Origin of the sequence: Curtobacterium citri, assembly GCF_030362955.1 — a bacterium.
In the GTDB taxonomy this organism is placed as follows: domain Bacteria; phylum Actinomycetota; class Actinomycetes; order Actinomycetales; family Microbacteriaceae; genus Curtobacterium; species Curtobacterium citri.
Genome location: NZ_JAUCML010000004.1, coordinates 306258 through 325354 on the forward strand (window position 1 = coordinate 306258; position 19097 = coordinate 325354).

23 protein-coding genes are annotated in these 19097 nt (G+C 71.6%); 12 read left to right on the forward strand and 11 right to left on the reverse strand.

The annotated features are described in order from the left end of the window. The first annotated feature begins 208 nt into the window (after positions 1-208). Positions 209-823, forward strand: a complete 615-nt coding sequence (locus QUG92_RS08555) for a hypothetical protein (RefSeq protein WP_289458720.1) — start codon at positions 209-211, stop codon at positions 821-823. On the opposite strand, the gene QUG92_RS08560 is transcribed toward QUG92_RS08555, so the two are convergent. The 3 genes from QUG92_RS08560 to QUG92_RS08570 form a co-directional block, all read right to left on the reverse strand. Then, positions 783-1259 carry a hypothetical protein gene (locus QUG92_RS08560; protein WP_182046340.1) on the reverse strand — a complete coding sequence of 159 codons (477 nt, stop codon included), beginning with the start codon at positions 1257-1259 and terminating at the stop codon, positions 783-785. The two genes, QUG92_RS08555 and QUG92_RS08560, sit on opposite strands and share 41 nt — an antisense overlap. Before the next feature lie 97 nt (positions 1260-1356). Continuing rightward, positions 1357-1824, reverse strand: coding sequence for a DUF6264 family protein (locus QUG92_RS08565; RefSeq protein WP_289458721.1), 468 nt, complete (start codon positions 1822-1824; stop codon positions 1357-1359). Further along, positions 1824-2213, reverse strand: a complete 390-nt coding sequence (locus QUG92_RS08570; protein ID WP_289458723.1) for a DoxX family protein — start codon at positions 2211-2213, stop codon at positions 1824-1826. The genes QUG92_RS08565 and QUG92_RS08570 overlap by 1 nt, the downstream gene beginning before the upstream one ends. 117 nt (positions 2214-2330) lie before the next feature. On the opposite strand from QUG92_RS08570, the gene QUG92_RS08575 reads away from it, so the two are divergent. After that, positions 2331-2663 carry a hypothetical protein gene (locus QUG92_RS08575; RefSeq protein ID WP_289458724.1) on the forward strand — a complete coding sequence of 111 codons (333 nt, stop codon included), beginning with the start codon at positions 2331-2333 and terminating at the stop codon, positions 2661-2663. A 37-nt stretch (positions 2664-2700) separates the two neighbouring features. On the opposite strand, the gene QUG92_RS08580 is transcribed toward QUG92_RS08575, so the two are convergent. Continuing rightward, positions 2701-3192 carry a DUF427 domain-containing protein gene (locus QUG92_RS08580; RefSeq protein ID WP_182046344.1) on the reverse strand — a complete coding sequence of 164 codons (492 nt, stop codon included), beginning with the start codon at positions 3190-3192 and terminating at the stop codon, positions 2701-2703. Positions 3193-3238: 46 nt separating this feature from the next. Between QUG92_RS08580 and QUG92_RS08585 the strand changes: the two genes are divergently transcribed. The 3 genes from QUG92_RS08585 (at position 3239) to QUG92_RS08595 (ending at position 5405) form a co-directional block, all read left to right on the forward strand. After that, positions 3239-4669 carry an amino acid permease gene (locus tag QUG92_RS08585; RefSeq protein WP_289458725.1) on the forward strand — a complete coding sequence of 477 codons (1431 nt, stop codon included), beginning with the start codon at positions 3239-3241 and terminating at the stop codon, positions 4667-4669. 99 nt (positions 4670-4768) lie between these two features. After that, positions 4769-5095 carry a hypothetical protein gene (locus QUG92_RS08590; protein ID WP_289458726.1) on the forward strand — a complete coding sequence of 109 codons (327 nt, stop codon included), beginning with the start codon at positions 4769-4771 and terminating at the stop codon, positions 5093-5095. 49 nt (positions 5096-5144) lie between these two features. After that, entirely contained in the window at positions 5145-5405 is a 261-nt protein-coding gene (locus QUG92_RS08595; protein WP_289458727.1) for a hypothetical protein, read from the forward strand. Positions 5406-5447: 42 nt separating this feature from the next. Here the strand turns inward: QUG92_RS08595 and QUG92_RS08600 are convergent, their stop codons facing one another. Together QUG92_RS08600 and QUG92_RS08605 are read right to left on the reverse strand one after the other, a co-directional pair. Then, a complete protein-coding gene (locus QUG92_RS08600; protein WP_289458728.1) occupies positions 5448-5753 on the reverse strand; it encodes a hypothetical protein in 306 nt (101 codons plus the stop codon). 64 nt (positions 5754-5817) lie between these two features. Next, positions 5818-6267, reverse strand: a complete 450-nt coding sequence (locus QUG92_RS08605) for a BLUF domain-containing protein (RefSeq protein ID WP_182046349.1) — start codon at positions 6265-6267, stop codon at positions 5818-5820. Positions 6268-6352: 85 nt separating this feature from the next. Between QUG92_RS08605 and QUG92_RS08610 the strand changes: the two genes are divergently transcribed. From QUG92_RS08610 to QUG92_RS08620, 3 genes are all read left to right on the forward strand, one after another. After that, a complete protein-coding gene (locus QUG92_RS08610) occupies positions 6353-9655 on the forward strand; it encodes a DEAD/DEAH box helicase (RefSeq protein ID WP_289458729.1) in 3303 nt (1100 codons plus the stop codon). Between the two features lie 74 nt (positions 9656-9729). Beyond that, positions 9730-9972: a hypothetical protein gene (locus QUG92_RS08615; RefSeq protein ID WP_289458730.1), complete on the forward strand. Its 243-nt coding sequence runs from the start codon at positions 9730-9732 to the stop codon at positions 9970-9972. Beyond that, positions 9969-10388: a type II toxin-antitoxin system VapC family toxin gene (locus tag QUG92_RS08620; protein WP_289458731.1), complete on the forward strand. Its 420-nt coding sequence runs from the start codon at positions 9969-9971 to the stop codon at positions 10386-10388. The genes QUG92_RS08615 and QUG92_RS08620 overlap by 4 nt, the downstream gene beginning before the upstream one ends. 20 nt (positions 10389-10408) lie before the next feature. Here QUG92_RS08620 and QUG92_RS08625 read toward each other — a convergent pair whose 3' ends face one another. Next, entirely contained in the window at positions 10409-11188 is a 780-nt protein-coding gene (locus QUG92_RS08625) for an aldo/keto reductase (protein WP_289458732.1), read from the reverse strand. 179 nt (positions 11189-11367) lie between these two features. Between QUG92_RS08625 and QUG92_RS08630 the strand changes: the two genes are divergently transcribed. After that, the gene (locus QUG92_RS08630) at positions 11368-12201 is read left to right on the forward strand and encodes an HNH endonuclease family protein (RefSeq protein ID WP_289458733.1); all 834 of its coding nucleotides are present in this window, start codon (positions 11368-11370) and stop codon (positions 12199-12201) included. A gap of 91 nt (positions 12202-12292) precedes the next feature. Further along, positions 12293-13084: an SDR family oxidoreductase gene (locus tag QUG92_RS08635; RefSeq protein ID WP_289458734.1), complete on the forward strand. Its 792-nt coding sequence runs from the start codon at positions 12293-12295 to the stop codon at positions 13082-13084. A gap of 45 nt (positions 13085-13129) precedes the next feature. Here QUG92_RS08635 and QUG92_RS08640 read toward each other — a convergent pair whose 3' ends face one another. From QUG92_RS08640 to QUG92_RS08655, 4 genes are read right to left on the reverse strand one after another with little or no spacing between them, the layout of a single operon-like run. Continuing rightward, complete coding sequence (locus tag QUG92_RS08640; RefSeq protein ID WP_289458735.1) at positions 13130-14149, reverse strand: aminoglycoside phosphotransferase family protein; 1020 nt, start codon at positions 14147-14149, stop codon at positions 13130-13132. Next, positions 14146-15057, reverse strand: coding sequence for a carbohydrate ABC transporter permease (locus tag QUG92_RS08645; RefSeq protein WP_289458736.1), 912 nt, complete (start codon positions 15055-15057; stop codon positions 14146-14148). The genes QUG92_RS08640 and QUG92_RS08645 overlap by 4 nt, the downstream gene beginning before the upstream one ends. Beyond that, on the reverse strand, positions 15057-16016 hold the full coding sequence (locus tag QUG92_RS08650; protein WP_289458737.1) for a carbohydrate ABC transporter permease: 960 nt from the start codon (positions 16014-16016) through the stop codon (positions 15057-15059). The genes QUG92_RS08645 and QUG92_RS08650 overlap by 1 nt, the downstream gene beginning before the upstream one ends. Continuing rightward, positions 16013-17362 (reverse strand): ABC transporter substrate-binding protein, encoded by a 1350-nt coding sequence (locus tag QUG92_RS08655; protein ID WP_289458738.1) that lies wholly within the window; start codon positions 17360-17362, stop codon positions 16013-16015. Before QUG92_RS08655 ends, QUG92_RS08650 begins: the two co-directional genes overlap by 4 nt. Before the next feature lie 134 nt (positions 17363-17496). Between QUG92_RS08655 and QUG92_RS08660 the strand changes: the two genes are divergently transcribed. Both QUG92_RS08660 and QUG92_RS08665 read left to right on the forward strand, forming a co-directional pair. Next, positions 17497-17925 (forward strand): SseB family protein, encoded by a 429-nt coding sequence (locus tag QUG92_RS08660; RefSeq protein WP_289458739.1) that lies wholly within the window; start codon positions 17497-17499, stop codon positions 17923-17925. Positions 17926-18210: 285 nt separating this feature from the next. Continuing rightward, positions 18211-18987 carry a hypothetical protein gene (locus QUG92_RS08665; RefSeq protein WP_289458741.1) on the forward strand — a complete coding sequence of 259 codons (777 nt, stop codon included), beginning with the start codon at positions 18211-18213 and terminating at the stop codon, positions 18985-18987. Positions 18988-19097: the final 110 nt, after the last annotated feature.

Consider the following 19097-nt stretch of genomic DNA (forward strand, 5'->3'; position numbering starts at 1 on the left):
CTCGATCGGGTCGATCGTCGTGATCGCACTGTCGGCGACCGGCCTGTTCCGCCGCCGTCGCGACTGACCGGCGGCGCGACCGCCCGAGGGCGCGACACCCCCGATCGGGCGGGTGCGGTTCCCAGCCGGTGCACCTACGCTCGTCGTGCTCTGCACTCGACGGGCCGCGGCACCACCGCCGGTCCGCCCCGCCCGGAAGGACCCCCGCATGCGCCGCGTCGGCATCACGATCGCCTCGGTGTTCGGCGCCGGCGTGGTCGCGGCCGTCATCGGCGTGGTCGTGGTGGTCGTCATCGCGGTGCACTCGCTCACCGGCGCTGCCCGCGAGGTCACGGCGGCCCCGGCGTGCCCCGAGAAGCCGTCGGTCACGGTCGGCGGCATCGTGGTCCCCGCCGGTCCGGTCGGCGGCTTCTGCCAGGACCGCCTGGTGAACGCCGCCCACGTCATCGACGCCGCGCAGGCACTCGGCATCGGTCCGCACACCCAGGCGGTCGGGGTGATGACCGCGATCGGCGAGTCGAGCCTCGTGAACCTCGACCACGGCGACGCCGCCGGACCCGACAGCCGCGGGCTGTTCCAGCAGCGCGACAACGGCGCGTGGGGCACCTACGAGCAGCGGATGGACCCGTACACCGCGGCGACGATGTTCTACACGAAGCTCGTGAAGACCCCCGGCTGGAAGACGATGTCGCCGACCGAGATGGCGCACGCGGTGCAGATCAACGCAGACCCCGACCACTACGCGAAGTTCTGGCCGGAGGCGAAGGCCGTCGTCGAGGGTCTCACCGGGCAGACCGTCCCGGACACGGCACCGCAGGGCTGAGCTCGAGGTCGTCGGGCTCGTCGGGCTCGTCGGGCTCGACCACGCGCGCGCCCCCGGCGTGCACGACGACCTGCGCACGCAGCCGCACAGCACGTTCCGCGAAGGCGCGGTCGCACGCCTCGACCCACTCCCGGTCGACGGGGAAGAGCCGGGTCGCGCCGGGGCGTTCCCAGACGAGCACGACCTCCGTCGCCGACTCGTCCACGCAGACCTCGGCAACGAGCGTCGCGAAGTCCTCGACGTGGTCGTCCGGCTGCAGCGGCAGGTCCGACACCGGCAGCAGGAACGGCACCGGGAGCGCCCGCTCGTCGAGGAACAGCACCCAGCACTGCCGTCGGAGCGGCGTCCCGACGACGCCCGTCACGAGGGCGACGACGTCGGCGTCGGTGCGGGCGGGTGTGGTGAACAGGTGGTCGAGCACGTCGGTTCCGGTCATGCTCCGAGCATCGCGCCGAGGCGACGCCCACACAGCACAGCGGCACCCGGTTGTGGACCGACGCCCTCAGAAGGAGAGCTGTGCAGGAGCACGCACGTCAGACACCGTGCTGCACGGCGCTGTCGACGAGCAGCAGGGCACCCGAGAACACGACGACCTGCGCCGCGATGCCGACGAGCGCGACGGGCCACGCCCACCGACGCCGCACCAGTCGCAGCACGCACGCGACCGTCACCGTCACGAAGACGAGGGCCACGACGACCGGCCCCGCGTACACCACGGCACCGCCCAGCCCGACGTCGCAGGCGTTGCCCGGGGCCGAGCACGAGTGGAAGGCCATCGACAGGAAGACGATGCCGCCCGCGGCGGCCACCGACTCGACCGCCGACAGCACCAGCAGGACGACCGTCGCGACCACGTCGACGACGTGCCGGCGCCCCTGGAGGGTGTGCCGAGCCTCCCGTCCGACCGTCGGCGACCCCGGGTCGTCCCGCGCGGCCGTCCCGACCGCGGTCCGCCGCCCGGACGCGACGTCCGGGTCGTGCGGCGCGGCCGGCCGGACCATCAGCGACGGGCGCCGACGGAGCCGCGCGTCGACCAGAGGGCGGCCCAGATGAGGAGGGGCTGCCCGAACAGCCGGGCGACGCGCTTCTCGTCCGTGTCGAGGCCGAACGCGCTGCGGCGGTTGACCCACTGCGAGAGGTTGCCCGGGAAGATCACCGTGAAGAACAGCGCCGCGATGCTGCCGACGGCCTTCCGCCGGCGGCGCGGTGCGAGCAGGATCGCGCTCCCGAGACCGATCTCTGCCACCCCGGAGGCGAGCACGGTCGTGTCCGTGTCGAGCGGCACGAAGTCCGGGACCTGAGCCCGGAAGTCGCGGCGAGCGAAGGTGAGGTGGCTCGTGCCGGCGAAGACGAGCGCGAGGCCGAGGAGGACACGGACGAAGGTACGCATGCGTCCATCGTGCTCGCTCGCACCGCCGCCGTCCGGCGTGGCGGGTGGGCCGGCTCCCCCGGCAGTCCCCCACGCTGGGACGCGCGGGTGCGCTCGCAGGTCGGTACATTCGGACGTATGGGAGCCGTCGCTCGGGACCACGAGCCACCCGCCGCGCTGGCGACGGTCGCCGTCCTGCTCGCCCCGCTGTCGCTCTGGATGGGCATCATCGTCCCCGCCGCCGGCATGGCCCGGCACGTGTTCCTCGGTGCGGTCTTCGGCCTCGTCGGCGTGCTGTGCGGCCTGCGGGCGGTCCGCATCGCCGGCCGGCGTCGGGCCGTGCGGGTGTGGGCCTGGGTGGGTCTGGTGCTCGCCGCGATCGGCCTGGTGATGATGGCCTGGCAGCTGCTCACCTTCGCCACGGGCGGCGGGTTCCCGCCGCCGTTCTGGTCGCCCTACGCGCGACGCTGAGCCGGACGGGAGGCGCGGGTCGCGCCCGCCACGTCCCTCACCACCCGAGGGTGCCCGGGCCGCCCTTGAACGGTCCGACCACGCGGGACGTGATCCACCCGCCGTAGAAGTCGCCCTCCTGCGCCTGCACCACCTCGCCGCCGACCTCGCACGAGTCCATCGCCGACGGGTAGATCGCGACCTTGTCGCGGAGGTCCTCGTACCCCGGCTCCGGGGTCGGGTAGTTCCACGCGGCACGGGGTGCGACGACGCCGTCCCCGCCGACGACGTCGAAGTACCGTGCTCGGCCCTTGAACTCGCACATGCTCGACCCGTCCGCCGGTCGGAGCTCGACGCCCGCCATCGGCACGTAGTACACCGGCGGGTGCGAGGTCTCGAGCACGCGGACGGCGTCGGTGGTGTCGACCACGACCGATCCGCCGAGGCGGACGACGACCCGCTCGGGCACGGTCTCGACGGCGGGCGGGCGGGGGTAGTCCCAGACGGACTCCTGGCCGGGTCCGGGTTCGGTCCTCGATGTGGGGCGCATGGGGTCGGGTCTACCACCGCCGCCGCAGGAGGAGCAGAGTGGGCGCGTGACGACGACGACACAGGGCATCTTCCGACGGAAGCCGATCGACACGATCGACGACGGCGCCGAGGGCGAGGGCGGCGAGGGCGGCCTGAAACGGCACCTCGGCCTCTGGCAGCTCACCGCGATCGGCATCGGCGGCATCATCGGCGCCGGCATCTTCACGCTCGCGGGCACCGTGGCGAACGGGGTCGCCGGCCCGGCGGTCCTCATCAGCTTCCTGGTCGCCGGCGTCGCCAGTGCTGCTGCAGCCCTGTCGTACGCCGAGTTCGCCGGGCTCATCCCGAAGGCCGGCAGCGCCTACACGTACGGGTACGCCGTGCTCGGCGAGGTCGTCGGCTGGTTCATCGGCTGGGACCTGCTGCTCGAGTACACCGCGATCGTGGCCGTCGTCGCGATCGGCATCTCCGGGTACGTCGGCTTCCTCGTCGGCCAGTTCGGCATCGACCTGCCCGCCTGGATGCTCGGCGCTCCCGGCACCGGTGACGGTCACGTGGTCGACGTCTTCGCGATCGTGCTCTGCCTGCTCACGGCCTTCGTGCTCACCCGGGGCATCCGCAGCGCCGCCCGTTTCGAACTCGTCGCGGTGGCGATCAAGGTCGCGCTCGTGGTGCTCATCGTCGTGCTCGGGGTGTTCCACATCAACAGCGCCAACTACTCGCCGTACTTCCCGTTCGGGTTCGGCGGCGTGATGACCGGCGCCGCGACCGTGTTCTTCGCCGTGTTCGGCTACGACGCCATGTCCACCGCCGCCGAGGAGTCCACCGACGCCCGGAAGCACATGCCGAAGGCGATCCTGCTGTCGCTCGGCATCGCGATGGTCCTCTACGTGCTGGCAACCCTGGTGCTGACGGGGATGCAGAAGTACACCGACATCGACCCGGCCTCGGGCTTCTCGTCGGCGTTCGCGTCGGTCGGGCTCGGCGGCGTCGCGAACGTCATCGCGATCGGGGCCATCGTCGGCATCGTGACCGTCCTCGTGACCTTCATGCTCGGAGCGTCGCGCGTCTGGTTCTCGATGAGCCGCGACGGCCTCATGCCGGCGTGGTTCGCGAAGACCGACCCGAAGCGCCACGTGCCGACCCGGGTCACGTGGATCCTCGGCATCGCGTCGGCGGTGCTCGCCGGCCTGCTGCCGATCGGCATCGTCGCCGAGCTGACGAACATCGGCATCCTGCTCGCGTTCGTGGTGGTCTGCTCGGCGGTGATCGTGCTGCGCTACCGCCAGCCCGACCTCGACCGGCAGTTCCGGCTGCCCTTCATGCCGGTGGTGCCGATCATCGGGGTGGTCGCGTCGCTGTGGCTCGTGACGTTCCTGCAGTGGGAGACGTGGGTGCGCTTCGCGATCTGGTTCGCGATCGGGCTCGGCGTGCACTTCGGGTACTCGCGGAAGCACAGCAAGCTGGCGACATCCGACGCGTCTCAATCTCGATAGTCCGCAGATCGTCCGCAGGATCAGCGGTCGGCGTGGACCCCGACCTGTGTCCCCCCGCCTGTGCCCCGTATGCGGCGAACCGTCAGTGAGTGTCCAGTGGTGCTCGGAGCAGCTGAAGCATCCACGCTCGTGTGCTCCGCCTGCGGTCTCAAGGGCGACACTGCCGCGCTGTTGCAGGAGCGAGACCTCGCCGACCTCCTGCAGGACTTGCGCTCCGAGGAAGTCGCGGAGCCGGCCAAGGGCAGACGAAGAAGCAGGCCGCCCGGAATGATGCAGATCACCCCGCAGACCCTGAACCGCTCCATCCAGCAGGTCGGGCTGAAGACCCACACGGCCGATGGAGCGGTGTACGTGAACGCTGACCAGCGGCGGGACATCTGGCGTGGGAAGTGGATGAGGAACGCGAACCAGCAGCGCGGCACGTGAGCGCTCAACACGCATCGTAGGCTGCCTTCAGTCGCTAAAGGAGGGCTTGATGGACCACAAGACGGTCGACGAGCGAGACACGGAATGGGAAACGGCCACCCCACGCTTGCGAGCGTTCTTCTGGACCAAGGGGCGAACCCACCTGGACTGCGAGGAGATCTCCGGCGCGACCATCAGCGAAGCGTCGTCATGGGCGCGCGGGGAAGCAGCACGCCGGGGCGCCGCTCTGGACCTCGCCATCCTGTCCACCGACAAGGCAGGCGCTCCCGGGCTCATCTGGCTGACAGACGAAGGCGGTGCGGACGCCTAGGAGCATCCGCACCGCTGTCGCGACCAGTCATTCTGACCAGGGCTACTCCGCGACGACCCACACGTGCTGCGCCTCCCACCCGTCCGGCACGGAGTCGCGGTACGCCGCGAGCGCCGCCGTGTAGTTCGGGCCGGACGCCTCGTGCTCCCGCGTGGCCGTCGACCGCGCCGTCGCCCGGATCGTGGTCTCCCCCGTGGCCTTGCTCTCGACGGCGTTCGTCTGCGTCAGCGCGAACCCGTCGAGGTCGAGCGCGGCGACCGCGGCCTCCTTCGCCGCGACCACGGAGGTCGCGTACCCCTCGGCCTCGCGCGTCTCGGTCGAGCGGATCGTGCCTCGCAGTGTCGTCACCGGACCAGTATGACCGGCCCGAGCGACCGCTCGGCGCCCGTGCAGGCGACCGACCCGGTCAGGCTCAGGCGTCGCGCCGGTGCTTGCCCTTCGACGCCGTCGGGTCCGCCATCGGGTGGTTCCGGAACCAGCGGAGCAGCTCCCGCGGACGGCTGGCGTCGGCGCTGTGGTCACCATGGTCGAGGAACGTGCTGAACCCCTCCGGCACCGCGACGCCGTCGGACTCGCGGTCGTACGCCATCGACCACTCCGGGAAGCGCCGCGTGTGGATCGACTCCTCGACGAGCAGCCGGACCTCGTCGTGCCGGGGGTCCTCGACGATCCGTGAGTAGGTCGCCATCACCGCGTCGTACGGGCCCTCGAGCAGCTGCATGAAGCGGCCACCGCGGTGCACGAGCATCCCGGACAGGCCGTCCTCGGTGTTCCGTGCGCGCGCGTGCTCGAGCACCGCCTCGAGTGCGTCTTCGTCGAACGGCTCGGTGGCGGAACTCATGTACACCAGTGACTGCAGCACGCTCCGATCCTGCACCTTCCCGGCGGTGCGCGACGCCCCCAGATGACGGGCCGTGCCTGTCGGTCCCACCTGGCACGATGGGTCCGTGCCCGCCGCCCCGATGATCGACGCCGTCGACGTCATCCGCTTCGTCGGCCCGCAGACGTTCGGTCGGGCCCGTGACGTCGTCCGAGCGGGTCTGGTCGAGGACGCCACCTGGCACGACGACGACGGGACGGTCACGGCGGCCGTGTCCGGTTCCGCCGACGAGCCGTACGAGCTCCGCGTCGAGACGACGGCCGCCCGCGGCGAGTTCGTCCGCCCGGTCCGCAGCACCTGCTCCTGTCCCCTCGGGGGCGACTGCAAGCACGTCGCCGCCGCGCTCCTCACCGTCAACGCCCGCGCCCTCGCGGCCGCTGCCGGTCCCCGGACGAGCGCCCCGGTGAGCGCACCGGCAGCCCCGGACTGGAGGCACGACCTCGCCCGCCTCGCCGGTGACGACGACCGGGTGGTCACCCCGCAGGGCACGCCCATCGGCCTCCAGTTCGAGTTGCGGGACGCGGTCCCCGCCGCGCTCGCCTCGCGCGCACGGGCGGCCGGCCGCGCGCTGCCGACCCGCTCGCGGAGCGTCCGGCTCGGCGTCCGCCCCGTCACGCGCAGCGCCGCCGGCAACTGGGTGCGCGGGCAGCTCACCTGGGGCACGCTCCCCTACTCGATGAACCGGCTCGGCATCGCGCCGGAGCAGCACGCCTGGTTCCTGCAGTTCTCGGCGCTGCACCGGGCCGGACAGCTCGCCGGGCTGCCGGGCGAGAGCGACTGGGTGCACCTCGACGACTTCGGCAGTCCGCTGCTCTGGCCGCTGCTGCAGCAGGCACCAGGGCTCGGCATCGCGTTCGTCACGGGCAAGCGTGACGGCGGGGCCGTCCTCGGCGCCGAGGCCCGCGTGCTCCTCGACGCTGCCCGCCACGACGGTGCGCTCGTCATCGGTGCGAGCGCGGTCGTCGACGGCCGTCCCGTCCCCGAGAGCGCCGCTCGGACGATCGGAGACCACGGGGTCTACGCCTTCCGCGAGAGCCCCGAGTTCCACGTCACGCTGGCCCCGACGCCGTCGCCCGTCCCCGAGGACCAGCGTCGGATGCTCGTCGAGGGCTCCCGCATCACCGTCCCGAGCGAGGCCGTCGACGAGTTCCTGGCGGACTGGTCGCCGCGCCTCCGCGGGGCGCTGGGGCTGGTCAGCTCCGACGGATCGGTCGAGCTGCCCGAGCGCACCCCGCCCGAGCTCGTGCTCACGGTGACGTTCGAGCCCGCACGGGCCCCGCGCACCGACGACCGCGTGCACCTGCAGTGGCGCTGGCACGTCGACGGCCGGAAGGACCCGGTCGCCCTGCACGGTCCGCTGCCCGACCTGTCCGCGCTGCACGCCGCCGACGAGACCGAGTCGTCCGGGCCCGGCGGCGGCCTGGCCTGGTTCGAGGACGGCACCGTCGAGGACGCCGACGCCGCCGTCTTCGTGAACGAGCTCCTGCCGGCCCTGCCCGGACTCGGTGTCCGCACCGTCGTGCAGGGTGAGCCGACCGAACACGAACGGCTCAGTGGTCGACCGCACATCCGCGTCACGACGATGCCGTCCACCAAGCACGACTGGTTCGACCTCGGCATCTTCGTCACGGTCAACGGTCGACAGCTCCCCTTCACGCCGCTGCTCCGGGCGCTCGCGAAGCGCGACCGGCGGATGAAGCTCGTCGACGGCTCCTACCTGTCGCTCGCCGACCCGGCGTTCGACCGGCTCAAGGAGGTCATCGAGGAGGCCCGCGAGCTCGACGAGTGGGAGCCCGACCAGCCGCTCACCGTGACCCCGCTGCAGGCCGGCAGCTGGTCGGAGTTCGACCAGCTCGCCGACGAGTCCGAGCACGACGACCGGTGGCAGCGGATCGCGGCGGGCCTGCTCGACGCCACACCCCCGGGCGACGTCCCCGTGCCCGACACCGTGCACGCGGAGCTGCGGCCGTACCAGCACGCCGGGTACGCGTGGCTGCGGTTCCTGCGCGAGCACGGCATCGGTGGGGTGCTCGCCGACGACATGGGCCTCGGCAAGACGCTGCAGGTCCTCGCGATGGTCGCCGCCGCACGCGCCACCGAACCGGACGGACCACCGTTCCTCGTGGTCGCCCCGACCTCGGTCGTCGGCAACTGGGCGGACGAGGCGGCACGCTTCACCCCGTCGCTGCGCGTGACGACGATCACGGCGACCTCGCTGAAGGACCACGCCCGGATCGCCCGCGCGGCCGCGGCCTCGGACGTCGTCGTGACGTCGTACGCACTCCTCCGGCTCGACGCGACCGAGTACGCCGAGCTGCCGTGGTCGGCCCTCGTGCTCGACGAGGCGCAGTTCGTGAAGAACCCGCAGTCGCAGACGCACCGGGCCGCGGTCGACCTGCCCGCCCCGGTGAAATTCGCGATCACCGGCACCCCGCTCGAGAACGGTCTCACCGACCTCTGGGCGCTGTTCCACGTCGTCGCTCCCGGGCTGCTGTCCTCGTGGTCGCGGTTCGGCGACGACTACGTCAAGCCGCTCGGCTCGCCGGACCTGCGGGGCCAGGCCCGCGCGGAGCTCACCGCCCGGCTCCGTCGGCGGATCCGACCGCTCATGCTCCGACGGACGAAGGAGAGCGTCGCCGCGGACCTCCCGCCGAAGCAGGAGCAGGTCGTCCGCGTGACGCTCGACCCGGCGCACCGCGCGCTGTACGAGCGGACGCTGAACCGGGAGCGCCTCAAGGTCCTCGACCTCATCGACGACCTCGCCCGGAACCGGATGATCGTCTTCCGGTCGCTCACCCTGCTGCGCATGCTCGCCCTGTCCCCGGCACTCGTGCAGGACGCCACCGAGCCCGGCGACCCGGTCCCCTCGGCCAAGCTCGACCTGCTGCTCGACGAACTCGAGCAGCTCGCCGCCGAGGGCCGACGGGCGCTCGTCTTCAGCCAGTTCACGACGTTCCTGCGCATGGTCGCCGACGCCCTCGACGCCCGCGGGATCGGCTACGAGTACCTCGACGGGTCGACCCGGAAGCGCCCGCAGGTCATCGACCGCTTCCGCACCGGCACGGCGCCGGCGTTCCTCATCTCGCTCAAGGCCGGCGGCTTCGGCCTGACCCTCACCGAGGCCGACACCGTGTTCGTGCTCGACCCGTGGTGGAACCCCGCCGCCGAGTCCCAGGCGGTGGACCGGACGCACCGCATCGGCCAGACCCGCTCCGTGAACGTGCAGCGCTTCATCGCGGAGGACACGATCGAGGAGAAGGTCCTGGCCCTGGCCGCGAAGAAGGCCGAGCTGTTCGCCACGATGATCGACGACGACGCCCTGTTCGCCGACGACCTGACCGCCGAGGACATCCGCTCCCTGCTCGCCTGACGCCCGGTCCGGCTCTGCGCATGCGACCTACGAAGGTCTTGGTCGCCGGCCGAGGACCTCGGTAGCGTCGCGCCATGCTCGTCGAACCGATCCTGAACGTCGTCACGCCGCCCGTCGACCCGCGCCACGGCCTGAGCGCGGACCCGCCGATCGCCCTCCGCCGGTCGGGCGTCATCGGACACGACCCAGCTCGTGGCGTCTCCGTCTTCCGACTCCCCAACGGCAACGAAGTCCTGCTCGGCGGTTCCTCCGGTGGGAGCCGTGGCACCTGGTCCCACGGGCCGGAGGGCGATCGCACCGACGAGCCGGCGGCGTGATCGTCCTCGACGCGAACGTCGTCATCGCCCTCCTCGACGAGGACGACGGTTCGCACGAGCGGGCTCGCGACCTGATCGACGACCACGAGTGGGACGAGTTCTGCACCTCCGCTCTGACGCTCGGCGAGATGCTCGTGCGGCCCGCCGAGCGCGGCCACGCAGACCGTGAGCACGGGGCCGTCGAACGGCTCGGCGTCACCGTCCTCCCGGTCACGAGCAGTACCGCCGTCGCGGCTGCACGGGTCCGAGCCGGGCGGCGGCTGCAGATGCCCGACGCGATCATCCTCGCGACGGCACGCGCCGCGGGCGGGCAGCTCGCGACGTTCGACCGGAAGCTGCGTCGCATCGCCCGGTCCGAGGGGGTCGTCATCGCCGAGCTGTACGACGACGGCGGGCCCGGACCGTTCCCGGTCTGAGCCCGCCGTCGTTCGGATCGTCAGCCGGCGAGGCCGTCGATGCGCGTCACCTCGTCGCTCGAGAGCTCGAGGTGCGCTCCCGCGGCGTTCGAGCGAATGCGCTCCGGGTTCGACGACTTCGGGATCACGACGAACTCGTGCGCCACGTGCCACGCCACGATGACCTGCGCTGCGTCGGCGTCGTGCGCCCGGGCGATCTCGACGAGCGTCGGGTCCTGCAGGTTGCTCGCCTTGAACGGGCTGTAGCCCTCGAGCACCACACCGCGCTGCTGCAGCCCTGCGGCGACCTCGGCGTCGTACTCGGCCGGGCTCCAGCGGATCTGGTTCACGGCCGGGGTGGTCCCGGTGGCCTCGGTCAGCTCGTCGATCTGCGCCAGCGAGTAGTTGCTCACGCCGACAGCGCGGGTGAGCCCGTCGGCCTGCGCCTGCACGACCTGCTCCCAGACGTCCGGACGAGCCTCGCCGTTCGGCGGCCAGTGCACGAGCCACAGGTCCAGGTGGTCGAGGCCGAGCTGGTCGAGGCTCTCCTCGATGGTCTGCCGCACGCGGTCGGCGTTGTCCGGCGGGAGCTTCGTCGTGACGAAGACGTCGTCACGCGCCAGGCCGGACGCGGCGAGCGCCTTGCCCACGCCGCGCTGGTTCGAGTAGCCCGTGGCGGTGTCGATGTGCCGGTAGCCGGCCTCGAGCGCAGCGCCCACGGCGGCGGGCGCATCGGCGTCGGGGATCTGCCAGGTGCCGAAGCCCAGGAGCGGCATCGACCCACCGGTGACGGACACGGAGGGGTTCGCATGATCGGTCATGCCCCGTGTCTACGCCGCACGGCCCCCGGTGCTCGGAGGCACGTCCCGGAGCGGACAACCGGCTCCGGTGCGCCGTGTCCCGCCCGGCTCCGTCGGTGCTCGACGGCAGGATCGAGGGCAGTCCGTCCGGACCGGTCCCACCGCACCGTCGCACCACCGCATCAACGAAGGCTCCACCCATGACGTCGAACCGACGCCGCACCCGCACCCGCACCACCCTCGGCACGCTCGGCGTCGTCGTGGCCGTCGTCGTCCTCGGCGCGGTCCTCCACGCCGCCGGTCCGGTCGACACCGACGCCGACGCCGCGACGGACGCGACCCGCGCACCGACAGCCGCCACGACGAGCAGCGGCGACCCGTCGGTCGGCGCGGGCGGCGGGGCGGGGGCGAGCAGCGCCTCCCGGCCGGCGACCGAAGCGTCCCACGCGGCCGAGGCGACCGGCACCACCGCCGCTGCCGCGGCAGCGGACGCCGCTCGACGACAGCTCGCCCTCCTGCCCGTCAAGGGGAAGGCGCCCGGGACCGGTTACGACCGCGAGGAACGCTTCGGCACCGCGTGGCTCGACGTCGACCACAACGGGTGCGACACCCGCAACGACGTCCTCGCCCGCGACCTCACAGACCTCGAGCGGCAGGGGCCGTGCAAGGTCCTGCGCGGGACGCTCGTGTCGCCGTACACCGGCGAACGGGTTGACTTCGTGCGCGGCAACCGCACCTCGACCCTCGTGCAGATCGACCACGTCGTCGCGCTCGAGAACGCCTGGCGCACCGGCGCGCAGCAGCTGTCCCAGGCCGAGCGCGAGGCCTTGGCGAACGACCCCGCGAACCTGTTCGCCGTCGACGGCCACTCGAACGCGCAGAAGCGCTCGGGCGACGCCGCGACCTGGCTCCCCGCCGCCACCGCGTTCCGCTGCACCTACGTCGAGCACCAGGTCGCCGTGAAGACCACCTACCGGCTCTGGGTCGCACCGGCGGAGCGGGACGCGATGGAACGGGTCCTCGCGCGCTGCTGACACCGGGCCTGCTGGACGACAGGTGTAGCGTAGGCGACAAGCTGATGCAGACGCATCGACTTCACCGTCGAAGACCGCAGGAGGCCTCACCATGCCCGACACCACTCGCTTCACCGACCGCGTCGTCCTCATCACCGGCGGCGGCTCCGGCCTCGGCCGCGCGACCGCCGTCCGCCTCGCCGCCGAGGGCGCGGCACTCTCCCTGGTGGACGTCTCCGCCGACGGGCTCGCGGCCACCGAGACCGCCGTCCGCGAGGCGACGCCCGACGCGCAGGTCCTCACCACCGTCGCCGACGTCTCCGACGAGGCCCAGGTCGACGCGTACGTCACCGCGACCACCGAGCGCTTCGGCCGCATCGACGGCTTCTTCAACAACGCCGGCATCGAGGGCAAGCAGAACCCGACCGAGGACTTCACCGCCGCCGAGTTCGACCGCGTCGTGTCGATCAACCTGCGCGGCGTGTTCCTCGGCCTCGAGAAGGTCCTCAAGGTCATGCGCGAGCAGGGCTCCGGCATGGTCGTCAACACCGCCAGCGTCGGCGGCATCCGCGGCATCGGCAACCAGTCCGGGTACGCCGCCGCCAAGCACGGCGTGGTCGGCCTCACCCGCAACTCCGCCGTCGAGTACGGCCGGTACGGCATCCGCATCAACGCCATCGCCCCCGGTGCGATCTGGACGCCGATGGTCGAGAACTCGATGAAGCAGATCGACGCGGAGAACCCGCGGAAGGCCGCCGAGGAGTTCATCCAGGTGAACCCGACGAAGCGCTACGGCGAGGCGCCCGAGATCGCCGCGGTCGTCGCCTTCCTGCTGTCCGACGACGCCTCGTACGTCAACGCGACGGTCGTCCCGATCGACGGCGGGCAGTCGGCCGCCTACTGAGCGGACCCGGTCCGGCGGCGGACACGGACGGCTCTGACACGGACGTCAGGCCGCCTCGGCCGCCAGGGCCCCCCGCAGCCGGTCCTCGACGAGCGATGCGGATCCGGTCGGTGCGAGGATCCCGGTGAAGACCCGGAGTTCCTCGTCCCGCTCGGCCCCGCTGCTCGCGAGCGCCGCGGTCATCGTCGCCGTCAGGTCCTCGAGCGCCCGGATGCAGGCGTAGCGGACCAGCCGGCACTCGTCGAGCTCCACCGGCCCGTACCCCCGGCGGAAGGCGGCGAGCTGCGCGGCGGTCGCCGGCTGGAACAGCACGCTGAACTCCACCAGGTGCAAGTCGATCTCCCGCGGGCCGACGACCGCCTCGTCCCAGTCGACCAGCCGCAGCGAGCCGTCCGGCTCGACGAGCACGTTGCCGAGGTGCGGGTCGCCGTGGCACGGCACGGGCTCCGCGGACGTCCTCGATGCGAGGTCGGTCCCGCGCAGCAGCAGGTCGATGCGGGGGCGAGCCGCACGCCAGAGGTCGAGCACCGGGTCGGTCCCGCCGACGGCTGCGGCGTCGAGCGCGCGGATCTCCGCGCGGTAGCGACGCCGGCGACGGCGGATGCCCCGACGCGCGCCCTGTCGACGCGGCGGCACGGGGAAGGCGTGTGCGTGCACGTCCGCGAGCAGCGCGCCGTAGGCGACCCATGCCTCCAGGCCGAGGCCGACGGTGGCGGCGTCCTCGCCCTCCGACCAGCGGGTCAATGCGAGCTTCCCGCCGGCCCGACGGCTGCGTGAGCGCCCGTCCGTCGTCGGCAGGACGGTCGGGGTGCCCTCGATGCCCGCGATGGCCATCGACGTGACGAGTCGCGTGCCGGTCCCCGTGCGGCGGGTGGTCCACTTCGCCGCCCAGGCCGTCCCCGCGTCGTCGACCACGCGCCAGACGACGGCCGAGGTGTCGGTACCGCCGGTGACCTCCACGATGTCGGCGACCTGGACGGCGAAGTCCGCGGCGAGCCAGTGCCGGGCGTCCTCGACCGAAGGGCGCGAGCCGGACGGGTCCTGCCGGGTGGAGCCCGAGCTCACCGCAGGCCGCTCCGCGACAGGCCCTCGACGAAGTAGCGCTGGAAGGCGAGGAAGAGCGCGACGATCGGCAAGATCATGAGCAGGTTGACCGCCATGATCGCCCCGTAGTCCGACGTGTACTGCCCCTGCAGCGTGCCGACGATGCCGATCGGCACCGTGAACAGGTCCTGGTTGCCGGAGAGCGCGACGAGCGGCCAGCCGAAGGCGTTCCACTCCCCCATGAACGTCAGCAGCACGAGGACCGCGAGCAGCGGACGGCAGAGCGGCAGCACCACCGACACGAACGTGCGGAAGCGGCCGGCACCGTCGAGCTGCGCCGCCTCGATGAGCTCGTCGGGGACGGCGAGGAAGAACTGCCGCGCCAGGAACACCCCGAAGATCGCCGCAGCCTCGGGCAGGATGACCGCCCAGAGTCCGCCGTACAGGTGCAGGCCGATCGAGATGAAGAACTGCGGCACGATGATCGCCTGCGGCGGGATCATCAGCGTCGACAGCAGCACGAGGAACAGCGCGTTCCGGCCGCGGAACCTGAGCTTGGCGAAGGCGTACCCGGCGAGCAGGTTGCAGACCACCGTGATGACGGTCACGACGACCGACACGAGCAGCGAGTTCGCGAACCAGCGCCAGACCGGGAACTCGGCGAACGGGCGCACGAAGTTCTGCAGCGTGAAGTGCTGCGGCCACAGGTGCAGCCCCGGCGCGTAGAGGTCCGCGCGGGTCGAGAACGCTGTGAGCAGCATCCAGTACAGCGGGAAGGCCATCACCACGGTGACGATCACCGCGACGGTCAGGCGCAGCCAGAGCAGGCGGCCGCGACGCTTCCGCGGGGATCGGGTCGCGGTCGTGGTGGCCGCGGCGGCGGACCGGCCGGAGGCTGCGGCGCCGGTGTCCCAGGTCGAGGAGGTCATCAGTCCGTCTGGTCCCGTCCGGCGTTGAAGCGCCACTGCAGTCCGGTGATGAGGAGCGTCACGAGGTAGATCACGATGCCGACCGCCGCGCCGTAGCCGAGCAGCTGCGGGCCGTGCTCGTCGAACGCCACCCGGTAGGCGTACGACACCACCGTGGTCGTCCCGTACCCGGGGCCACCGCGGGTCATCGCCCACACGGTGTCGAACACCTGGAACGAGTAGATGAGGTTCATCACGAGCAGGAAGAACGTCGAGGGACCGAGCAGCGGGAACGTGATGAGCCGGAATCGCTGCCAGCCGCTCGCGCCGTCGGTCGTCGCGGCCTCCTGCACGGCCGGGTCGACGCCCTGTAGCCCCGCCAGGTAGATGAGCATGTCGAAGCCGATGCGCTGCCAGAGCGTCATGAGGATGACCGCGGTCATCGCCCACCCGCCGCTCGACTGCCAGTCGATCTGCGGCAGTCCGAGCGTCGCGAGGAACTTGTCGATGAACCCGTTGTTCTGGTCGAACATCCACGCGCCGAGCACGCCCGTCGCGACGCCGGACACGACGAGCGGCAGGAAGATGATCGTCCGGAACACGGCCCGACCGGGCAGCACCCCGTTGAGCAGCACCGCGATGCCGAGCCCGATCGCCATGCCGACCGGCACGGTGAAGAGCGTGAAGACGCCGGTGTTCCACACCGACTGCCAGAACACCGGGTCGGTGATCAGCTTGGCGTAGTTGCCGAGACCGGCCCAGCTCGTCCCGCCCAGCGAGTCGAGGTCCTGGAAGCTGATCACCAGCGCGTAGACGAGCGGCAACAGCGTGAAGATAACGATGAGCACGACGTTCGGCAGCAGGAACGCTGACGCGGCGGCCGTACTGGAGGCACGGAATCGTCCGGCGGACAGCCGCGGTCCGCGCCGCACGGCTCCGCCCGCCGTGGCACCGCCGATACGCTCCGCTGCGCCCGTCATGCGGCCACCGCCTCGTCGATCGCGGTGCTGATCGACCGGATCGCCTGGTCGGTGCTCCGCCCGTGGAAGGCGAGCTCGAGCTGGTCCTGCAGCGCGGTGTTCACGCTCGCGAAGCCCGGCACCACCGTCTCCCGCACCGCCGTCTCGGTGATCGTCGTCGCCTGCTGCGTGAAGACGCCCATGACGTCGGGGCGTACCGCGTAGTCGAGCGGGGTGTCCGCCAGGCTCAGCAGCGTCGGGAGCTCGTTGGCCCGCTGGCAGAAGTCGCGCATCTGGTCCTCCTCGACGAGGTACTTGAGGAAGGCCGCGGCGAGCTCCGGGTTCTCGGTGTCCCGCGTCGCGACGATCGCGTTGCCGCCGAGGTCGGACGCCGCCGCCCGGTCCTGCGGCATGTACGTGGTGGTCCACTCGCCGCCCTGGTACCCGTTCGTGCCGTCGGCCAGCTCTGGCACGAGGAAGTCGCCGACGAAGGTCATCGCGACCGTCTGGTTGAGGAAGAAGTTGTCCGAGTAGACCGTCGTCTTGATCGTGTTGTTCGCCGGCACCCAGCGCTCGTCGAAGAACCGCTGTGTGAACGCCATCGCCTTCTTGCCGGCGTCGCTGTCCACCGCCGAGCGGGTCAGCTCGGGTGTCAGCAGCGACCCACCCGCCTGGTACAGGAAGCTCGCCCAGCGGTAGGCGCCGGCCGCCGTCCAGTCGTAGGCGAAGGGGTACTTGTCGTCGGGCAGGCTCTTCCGGAGCTTCGTGCTGACGTCGGCGAACTCCTCCCACGTCCAGGCGTCCTCGAGCCGGTCCGGCACCGCGCCGATGCCCGCTTCGTCGAGGGCCTTGCGGCTGAACGCGATCGCCGACGTGTCGGTCTGGTGCGGGACGCCGTACGTGCGGCCCTCGAACCGGACCGCGTCGTACAGCGCCGGCAGGAACGCCTTCGACTCCGCCGAGCTGAGGTACGGCGTCATGTCGAGGAGCACCCCGTGCGAGGTGTACTTGCCGATGCTCGTGTAGTCGACCCGGAACACGTCCGGTGCCGTTTTCGAAAGGATGCCCCGGTCGATGCCGGAGAAGAACCCGTCGTACGGCAGGGTCTGCAGCTCGATCGTCGCCTTCGGGTGCCGCTTCTCGAAGCCCGCCTTGGCCCGGGCGAACCCGGTGTTCTCGCCGTCGCTGCCGCCCCAGAACGCGAAGCGGAGCGTGCCCTCGACCTCGCCGATGTCGGCCTTCGACCCGGGCGCCGCCGTACTCGGTTGCGGTCCGTTGTTCGCGACGCACCCGCTCAGGACGGAGGCGGCACCGAGCCCGAGCGCTCCTGCGAGGAGCGATCGTCGGGTCAGCTGGGATGGTGACACGGTGCTCCTGACTCAGGTCGTGGACACTTGCTCGGACTGTAGACGCCCGTACCGACACCGGTGCCGCCAGTGCGCATTCGGCCTGCGCGCCGGTGCGTGGGAGCATGGCGGGACACCATCTCGGAGGGAACGCGATGAGCAGCAACGAGACGACCGGGTCGGCCTTCGGGCGCGGCGTCGACAACACCGCGTCCACCGCGGCCGGCGAGCTGCGGACGCGGATGGCCGCTTCGGCCGAGGGCTTCCTGTCGAGTGCGGCCTGGGTGCCGTGGAAGTCGGCGGACGACCCCGAGGGCGGGAGCATCGCGCACGTGATGATCCGCGAGCTGCCCTTCGTGCCGGTCTTCACCGACCCCGCCGAGCTCACTGAGGGCGTCCCCGGCACCGAGGCCCGTCCGGTGCGGATGGCCGAGCTCGTGACGGCGGTGCCGGAGGAGTTCGGCATCGTCGTGGACCCGACGAGTGCGGAGGCGGCGAACTTCCTGCACGCCGACGTGCTCGCTGGGATCCGGGCGCAGTTGCGTGGGGAGATCCCGGTCCACGACGAGGGCAACGAGGACTGACGTCGTCGCGCCGACACGCCGCTGGCGCCCGGTTCGGCACACTACCCAGTTCTGGGGATCGCTCAGTTCATTGCTGGACGCCAGACTCACATCTGTCGTTGAAGCAGGAACGAGGGGGCGGCGATGCCACTTGGCGGTCCAGGACCACGTGACTGGTCACCCCCGGGGTACTTCGCCGACTCGCCGTCGGGACCCCCGCCTCGGGGTCCTCGCAGTGCGTACCTGACGGCTGAACCGCCCCGCTACACCCGGGCGACCCGCCCGTGGGCGTGGGCGACGCTCGCGATGCTCCTCGGGCTCGGCAGCCTCGTCATGGCACTCGTCGAACCGCAACAGGGCAGCGTCCAGAGCGGTTTCGTCGCATCGACGATCGGCGTAACGGCGGTCGTCATCGGTCGCCGTCTCATGGCGGACCGGAGCCGCTTCGGCAACGTGGCACGGGCATTCGGCCGGGGAGCGGTGATGCTCGGCAGCGTCGGCACGGCGCTCATGGCATACGCGGTTCTCGCGTTCGGGCTGTCCACCGTCGGGGTGGAGTGGCCGGCGCTCTCGCTGCCGGCGGCCCAGGAACGGCAGATGCCCGTCGATGGGCTCCCGGCGGCAGCGGCGACTCCCGAATCGGCCGCTACCCAGCGCGCCGCCGGGAACCAGGCACCGGAAGAGATGGCACCTGAAGCCGCGCCCTCGCTCGAAAGCGAGACGACAGACCAGAAGCCAGTGCCGATCCCTGCCGAGACCGTTGTCCCCCAGGCGCCGACGGTGCCCGAACCGACGACCTTCGACGCCGAACGCTCAGCGGTCGCCATGGGAGCCGGCACCCTCGCGTTCGCCCTCGAACAGCGGTTCGGCGTCGGGACATATCCGACCGACCTCACGACGATGGGCGCTCCGGCGCGGATCGCCCTTCTCGACGGCACCGGGCTGGCGCCGGTCCCCACCGACGCTCGGGTCCTCTACTCGGTTGCACCGGACCGGACCGCCTGGACGGTCACGATCATCGGCGCCCGCTTCGGCGCGACCGCAACGTACAGCTCGGCGATCGGCACGGTCCAGGCCGGCTGACGGTCTCGCCGGATCATCGCGTTTGCACGATCGACACCGAGACCCGCTAAGGATGGGGCGAGCATGCTGCTTCATCTCGTGGGACTTCGAACGAAGGCAGGACCTGGCAA